The sequence below is a fragment of the Roseobacter sp. genome (assembly GCF_024639605.1).
Lineage (GTDB): Bacteria > Pseudomonadota > Alphaproteobacteria > Rhodobacterales > Rhodobacteraceae > Roseobacter.
In genome coordinates this window covers 23,545-30,086 of sequence record NZ_JAHEHZ010000029.1, presented here as the reverse complement: position 1 = coordinate 30,086, position 6,542 = coordinate 23,545, and the positions used below count along the sequence as shown (strand labels likewise).

Annotated in this window: 6 protein-coding genes; 1 reads left to right on the top strand and 5 read right to left on the bottom strand. The window is 61.7% G+C overall.

Translation table 11 applies throughout. The features are described 5' to 3' along the window. From Q0M35_RS05960 to Q0M35_RS05950, 3 genes are all read right to left on the bottom strand, one after another. Positions 1-969 (bottom strand): MATE family efflux transporter (locus Q0M35_RS05960; protein WP_295313303.1); only part of this gene is annotated, 969 nt, incomplete at its 3' end. Positions 970-999: 30 nt separating this feature from the next. Continuing rightward, the gene (gene gltX / locus Q0M35_RS05955; RefSeq protein WP_295313302.1) at positions 1,000-2,325 is read right to left on the bottom strand and encodes a glutamate--tRNA ligase; all 1,326 of its coding nucleotides are present in this window, start codon (positions 2,323-2,325) and stop codon (positions 1,000-1,002) included. Between the two features lie 52 nt (positions 2,326-2,377). Beyond that, positions 2,378-2,803 carry a DUF1801 domain-containing protein gene (locus tag Q0M35_RS05950; RefSeq protein WP_295313301.1) on the bottom strand — a complete coding sequence of 142 codons (426 nt, stop codon included), beginning with the start codon at positions 2,801-2,803 and terminating at the stop codon, positions 2,378-2,380. Between the two features lie 102 nt (positions 2,804-2,905). Here Q0M35_RS05950 and Q0M35_RS05945 point away from each other — a divergent pair, with 102 nt between their 5' ends. Beyond that, complete coding sequence (locus Q0M35_RS05945) at positions 2,906-3,835, top strand: MBL fold metallo-hydrolase (protein ID WP_295313300.1); 930 nt, start codon at positions 2,906-2,908, stop codon at positions 3,833-3,835. Between the two features lie 24 nt (positions 3,836-3,859). Here Q0M35_RS05945 and Q0M35_RS05940 read toward each other — a convergent pair whose 3' ends face one another. Together Q0M35_RS05940 and Q0M35_RS05935 are read right to left on the bottom strand one after the other, a co-directional pair. Further along, positions 3,860-4,669, bottom strand: a complete 810-nt coding sequence (locus tag Q0M35_RS05940; protein WP_295313299.1) for a prolyl oligopeptidase family serine peptidase — start codon at positions 4,667-4,669, stop codon at positions 3,860-3,862. Positions 4,670-4,757: 88 nt separating this feature from the next. Beyond that, entirely contained in the window at positions 4,758-6,416 is a 1,659-nt protein-coding gene (locus Q0M35_RS05935; protein WP_295313298.1) for an NAD+ synthase, read from the bottom strand. Positions 6,417-6,542 lie beyond the last annotated feature (126 nt).

The following is a 6,542-nucleotide window of genomic DNA, read 5'->3' as shown; positions in this document are numbered from 1 at the left end:
GATCCCGGAAAAGAGTACCGCAGCACGGAAACCGGCCCGCACCCTTTCGAAATCGCGCGCTCCGTAATTTTGTCCCAAAATCGGGCCGACGGCCCCCGAAAGCGCAAAGACAACCGCGAACGACAGCATACTCAGGCGTCCCGTGATGGCCATGCCGGCGACCGCCGCCTCGCCATAAACAGCCATGGCGCGGGTCACGATCGCCTGCCCGACAGGCGTGGCCAGCTGCGTCAGGACCGCCGGCAGACCGATGGCCCCGAGCGGCACCAGATCACGCAGCATACCTGTCGCGGTCGGGCGTCCGATACCGCCATAGTGACGCATAACCGGCACTAATGCAGTCCAGGCAATCACAACCCGCGCCGCGACCGAGGCCAGCGCCGCCCCCGTCAGATCAAGCCCGAGGCCAAAGATCAGCACCGGATCGAGTACCGCATTGGTCACCCCGCCCCAGATCGTCGCCATCATTGAGCGCCGTGCGTCGCCATGGGCGCGCAGAATGGCTCCGGCCATCATTCCGATGACCAGCAGCGGCAGGCTGGGCACCACAATCTGCAGATAACCAACTGCCAGATCCGCAACCTCGCCCGTTGCTCCCAGACGCGCCACAAGCTCTGAAAGGAAGACCCAGACCAGCGCCGCAAATCCGAGGCTGAAAAGCACGCCGTAAAGCAACGAATGGGTGCGCCGTTCTTCGGCCAGGGCCGCGTCCCCTGCCCCCAGAGCGCGCGCCACAAGCGCACCGGCTGCAATCGCCAGGCCAATGCCAAAGGATGTTGTGAAAAAGAGGATCGTCGCTGCATAGCCCACTGCCGCAGCAAGCTCAGCTTTGCCCAGCATCGCGATGAAAATCATGTCGATAAAATCGACCGCGAAAATCGCAAGCAACCCGACCGACGAGGTCAGCGACATAACGGTGACATGCCTGAAAAGGCTGCCTGTCAGAAATTTCGCCCGCGCATCGTTCATCCCGCACCCTCAGCAGGGGCGCGGGATCTGTCAACCGCGGGCTTTGACAACCTGCAGCAGCGGCATCAGCGCAGACATGTCCGGCCCGTGGCTCTGACCCGTGAGCGCGTGGCGCAGCGGCATGAAAAGCCCGCGCCCCTTGCGCCCGGTGGCCTCTTTCACGGCCGCGGTCCAGGTGCTCCAGGTCTGATCATCAAAGGGGCCCTCGGGCAGCAGCGCCATGGCCTCCGCCACAAAGTCCTTGTCTTCATCAGCGATCACCGGCTCGGCACCATCACGCATCATCACCCACCAGGGTTCCAGATCGGCCAGTGTGGTAATGTTTTCGCGTGTAACCTCCCAGAAGCGCGCAGCCTTGTCATCCGGCACGCCGGCGGCAGCGATCTTATCGGCCACAGCTTCAAGCGGCAGACCGGCGAGATAGCGCGCTGTCAGAGGGAAAAGATCCTGCACATCGAATTTCGTCGGCGCAGAGCCGAACCGCCCGATATCAAACCCGTCAATGAGCCCCGACATCTCTGTTTGCAGCTCCACCGGATCGCTCGACCCCAGCCGCGCCATCAGGCTGAGAAGCGCCGCAGGCTCCACCCCCTGCTCCCGCAAATCACGCAGGGCCAGCGTGCCAAGGCGTTTGCTCAGGGCCTCACCCTGAGGCCCGGTGAGCAGCGAGTGATGCGCGAAGGAGGGCACCGTGCCACCAAGCGCCTCGATAATCTGGATCTGTGTCGCGGTATTGGTCACATGGTCTGATCCGCGCACTACATGGGTCACACCCATCTCTGTATCATCCACAACCGAGGCCAGCGTATAAAGCACCTGCCCGTCGCCCCGGATCAGCACCGGGTCCGACACACTCGCCGCATCGATGGAGATATCGCCGAGGATCCCGTCGTGCCATTCGATCCGCTGCTGATCGAGCAGAAACCGCCAGACACCGTTCCCGCGTTCAGAGCGCAGCGCATCGCGTTCCGTCTCAGAGAGCGCCAGTGCCGCGCGGTCATAGACCGGCGGCTTGCCCATGTTGAGCTGTTTCTTGCGCTTGAGATCCAGTTCAACGGGCGTCTCGAAGGCCTCGTAAAACCGCTCCATCTTCCGCAGCCGGTTTGCAGCATCATGATAGCGGTCCAGCCGCTCTGACTGCCGCTCCGTGCGGTCCCAGTTCAGCCCCAGCCACTCCAGATCCCGCTTGATCCCGTCGACATATTCCTCTTTCGACCGCTCCGGATCGGTGTCGTCGATTCGCAGAATGAACGTGCCCCCGGCCTTGCGGGCGATGAGATAGTTCATCAGCGCCGTGCGCAGGTTGCCGATGTGGATATAGCCGGTGGGCGACGGGGCGAAACGCGTGGTGGTCATCTGGTGTCTCCTATGCGCCCGTGCATTGTCACAGGGGGGGGCATTTGTCCAGCTAACCGCCCGTGGCCGGCATGATTTTCCACCGCTGTCCAAGGTCATCGAGACCCGCGCGGATCAGACGGGCCAGCACTTCTTCATCCACATCGCTCAGCTTGTTTATATAAAGACAGGCCTTGCCCTTTTTGTGCTTTCCCAGCTGCGCCAGAAGCGGGTCGAAATCAGCATATCCAGGCATGATATACACAGACAGCTTAGCCTTGCGCGGAGCAAACCCGGTGGCCAGATATGTCCCGCTGCGCCCGGACGCATAGGTATAGGCATAGCAGCCATATCCCAGGATACTGCCCGACCACAGACGCGGCATCCAGCCTGTCACCTCGCGAAAGATCCGGTCCAGATGCCGCGCGTCCGCCTGACGCTGCGGCGGGATGACCGTATCAAGATATGCTGCCACTTCTTCCGGTCCGCTCTGCCCCATTTCACCCTCACGAAATTCTGATGCCCGCTGACAAACAGTACCTGGGCAACCGCTGCAATCACACTACTTCCTGACCGTCTGACACAAATGGAGCCTTTTTCAATGTCACAAGCACCGTCGTTTTCCCGCCGTACAATCCTTTCCGGGGCCGCTGCCCTTCCGCTGGCTGCCGCAACCGCCGGGGCCACGCGCGCCGCAGCGCCCCTGACGGGCGCACAGATGGCTCACTATCAGCGCCTTAAAGTCGGCGAATTTGACGTGACAACTCTGCTGGCCGGCACCGCCACGCGCCCCGAACCGCAGACCATTTTCGGCATGAACGTGGACGCCGAAACCTTCAACACGGTCTCCGCCGAAAACAACCTGCCCATTGATGCGGCACAGTTCTTCTTTACGCCGACCATCGTGAACACCGGCAACGAGCTGGTGCTTTTTGACACGGGCCTGTCAGGTGCCGGTACCATCGCCGCACTTGAGGCCGCAGGCTATACCGCCGATCAGGTCGATGTTGTTGTGATTACCCATATGCACGGCGACCACATCGGCGGCATGACGATGGAAGACGGCAGCCTGACCTATCCCAACGCGCGCTATGTCACCGGCCGGGTGGAATTCGATGCCTGGGCGCAGCAGGACAACGACAACTTCAAAGCCAAGATCGAGCCCTTTGCCGAGCAGTTCAGCTTCCTCGAGGACGGCGGCTCTGTCGCCTCCGGCCTCACAGCCATGGCCGCCTTCGGTCACACGCCGGGCCACATGAACTACATGGTCGAGAACGGCGGCACGCAGCTGGTACTGGGTGCTGATTTCGCCAACCACTATGTCTGGTCGCTGGGCTATCCCGACTGGGAGGTCAAGTTCGACATGGACAAGGCCGCGGCCGCAGCAACCCGCCGCCGCATCCTCGACATGCTGGCCGCGGACAAAACCGCCTTCGTCGGCTATCACATGCCCTGGCCGGGTGTGGGCTATGTTGAGACGCGCGAAAACGGTTTCCGCTATGTGCCGCACAGCTACCAGCTGATGCTGTAATCAGACAACCGGGGCGGCTTTTCCTCAAAGCCGCCCCGCTTCTTTCAGCTGCTGCCAGCCGAAGCGCACAAACTCAGTGCGGAACGAATGCCCCCCCTCGAAAAGGCAGAACGTCAGCATATCGCCCGCGTCATTGGCCCGGGCGTCACAGGTCAGGGTGCCATACTGCTGCCCTTCGGACACCGGGGCAAAACCGCCGAAATCACTGTACATCGCCAGCGCTGCATCCACCTCACCCTGTTTACTGGGTCCGATAACCCGACCATCAAGCGGCACCGTGCTGTCGTTGTCGCCATGTATGTGGATGATGCTTGTGACAGGCGTCCCGCAACTCTCCGGCGGCTCCATCCAGAAGGTTCCCGCTACAGGCACAAACCCGGCGAATATGGCGCTCCTTGAGCAGGCGAGGTTCCAGGTCATCATCCCGCCGCTGCTGAAACCCGTGGCCATAATTCTTTCAGAATCAATGGCAAAACGCCGGGCTGCATCAGCCAGAACGGCATCCACATAGGCAAATTCTGCTGATCCGTCAGCTTCCATATGGCTTGGATGATAGGGCAGCTGCCAGGTGCCGGACACAGAATTGAACGCGATCAGGGCCGCACCAAGCTCATCCGCGAGCCCGCGCAGTGACCCGTTGCGCATCACCCCCGCAGCGGATCCGCGATAGCCGTGCGCAAATGCGATGGCGGGCACCGGCGTGGTGCCATCGTGCCCTTCAGGCATCGCAATGCGGTAGCTCCGGTCGCCGATCATACAATCGGTATCCGACCCGCAGGCCTGCGCCGCACCGGCCGCGAGAATGATCGTGGCAGCAATGGAAATATGTCGCATCAAGTCCCCCCGCTCCGGCACATCATAGCACACTGACGGGTGCTCATGGCAAAACCAACTCACAAAACCGTGCTCGCAGACCCGCGGCTCAGGACGGATCGCGCCAGCGGTTCACAATGGGATAGCGCCGGTCGAGCCAGAAGGCCCCCTTCGTGAGCCGCGCCCCGGGTGCCGACTGAAAGCGTTTGTATTCAGAGATATAGATCAGGTGCTCGACCTTTCTGGCCACCTCCCGGTCAAACCCCGCCGCCACGCAGTCCCCGATTGAACCGGCCTGATCCACGAGGATCTCCAGCATCGCGTCCAGTTCCGGATAATCGGGCAGGCTGTCGCTGTCTTTCTGGTCCTCGCGCAGTTCGGCGGAGGGCGGCTTTTCGATGACCCGCACCGGGATTACTTCGCCTTTTGGCCCCGACATCCAGTCACGGTGATTGTCATTGCGCCAGCGGCAGGTCTCGAACACACGGGTTTTATACAGGTCCTTGATCGGGTTATACCCTCCCGCCATATCGCCGTAGATCGTGGCATAGCCCACAGCCACTTCGGATTTATTGCCCGTGGTCAGCAGCATCTCGCCGAACTTGTTGCTGAGCGCCATCAGCAGCAGACCGCGCAGCCGCGACTGGATGTTCTCCTCCGTCAGCCCCGGCTCCAGCTCCTCGAAAAGCGGCTCCAGCGTTTCAGTGATCGCCGCACGCCCCTTTTTTATCGGGACATAATCATAGCGGCAGCCGAGCGCCTTTGCGACGGCTTCGGCATCCTCCAGTGAGGAGTCCGACGTATATTCCGACGGCAGCATCACACAGCGCACATTATCTGCACCCAGCGCATCGACCGCAATCGCCGCGACAATCGCCGAATCCACCCCGCCTGAAAGCCCCAGCAACACTTTCCTGAAACCCGTCTTGCGCATGTAATCGCGCAGGGCGGTGACCATGACCCGGTAATCCTGTTCGTACTCCCCGGGATGTACGGCCTTCTCACCTGGCACGATCCGCCAGCCCTCAGGCCCGCGCTCCAGATCCACATGCGCGATGGTGGCGTCAAACGCAGGCAGCTGCACCGCAAGCTCACCGCCCGGATTAAGCCCGAAAGAGGCCCCGTCAAAGACCTGGTCATCCTGCCCGCCGACCATGTTGAGATAGATCAGCGGCAGGCCCGTCTCTATAACGCGGGCGACCATATGATTGATGCGGGTGTCGAACTTGCCGCGGTAATAGGGCGATCCATTGGGCACCAGCAGGAACTCCGCGCCGGTTTCCGCCAGCGTCTCCGCCACGTCCTCGTGCCAGGCATCCTCACAGATCGGGCTGCCCACACGGCTGTTTCCGACCGAATAGGGGCCCCCGAGCGGACCCGCGTCAAATATTCTCACCTCGTCGAACACCGTCTCATTGGGCAGATGGTGTTTGAAAACGGTGGAGGCGATCTTGCCGCCTTTGAGAATCAGGTAGGCATTATAGAGTTTCGTGCCCTCAACCCAGGGCGCCCCTATCGCCAGCGCGGGCCCGTCGGCGCAGTCAGTCGCCAGCGCCTCGATATGCGTCATCACATCAAGCTGAAACGCGCGCCGCATCACCAGATCCTGCGCGTTATAGCCGGTGATGAACATCTCCGGCAGCGCCACCAGATCAGCACCTGCGTCGCGGCCCGCCTCCCAGGCCTCACGCGCGAGGGCTGCATTGCCCGCCAGATCACCAACGGTCGGGTTCATCTGCCCCAGTGTGATGCGAAAACGATCCGACATTGCGCACGGCCCTTCCAGTACAATGACGCGTGATGTAGCAGATCAGCGCCTGGTGAAAAGCCCCGCCCACCCCATCGCGCCAAAAGAGCGTTGCTCCCGCGCCGGGCATTGCTTAAGTTTGCCCGG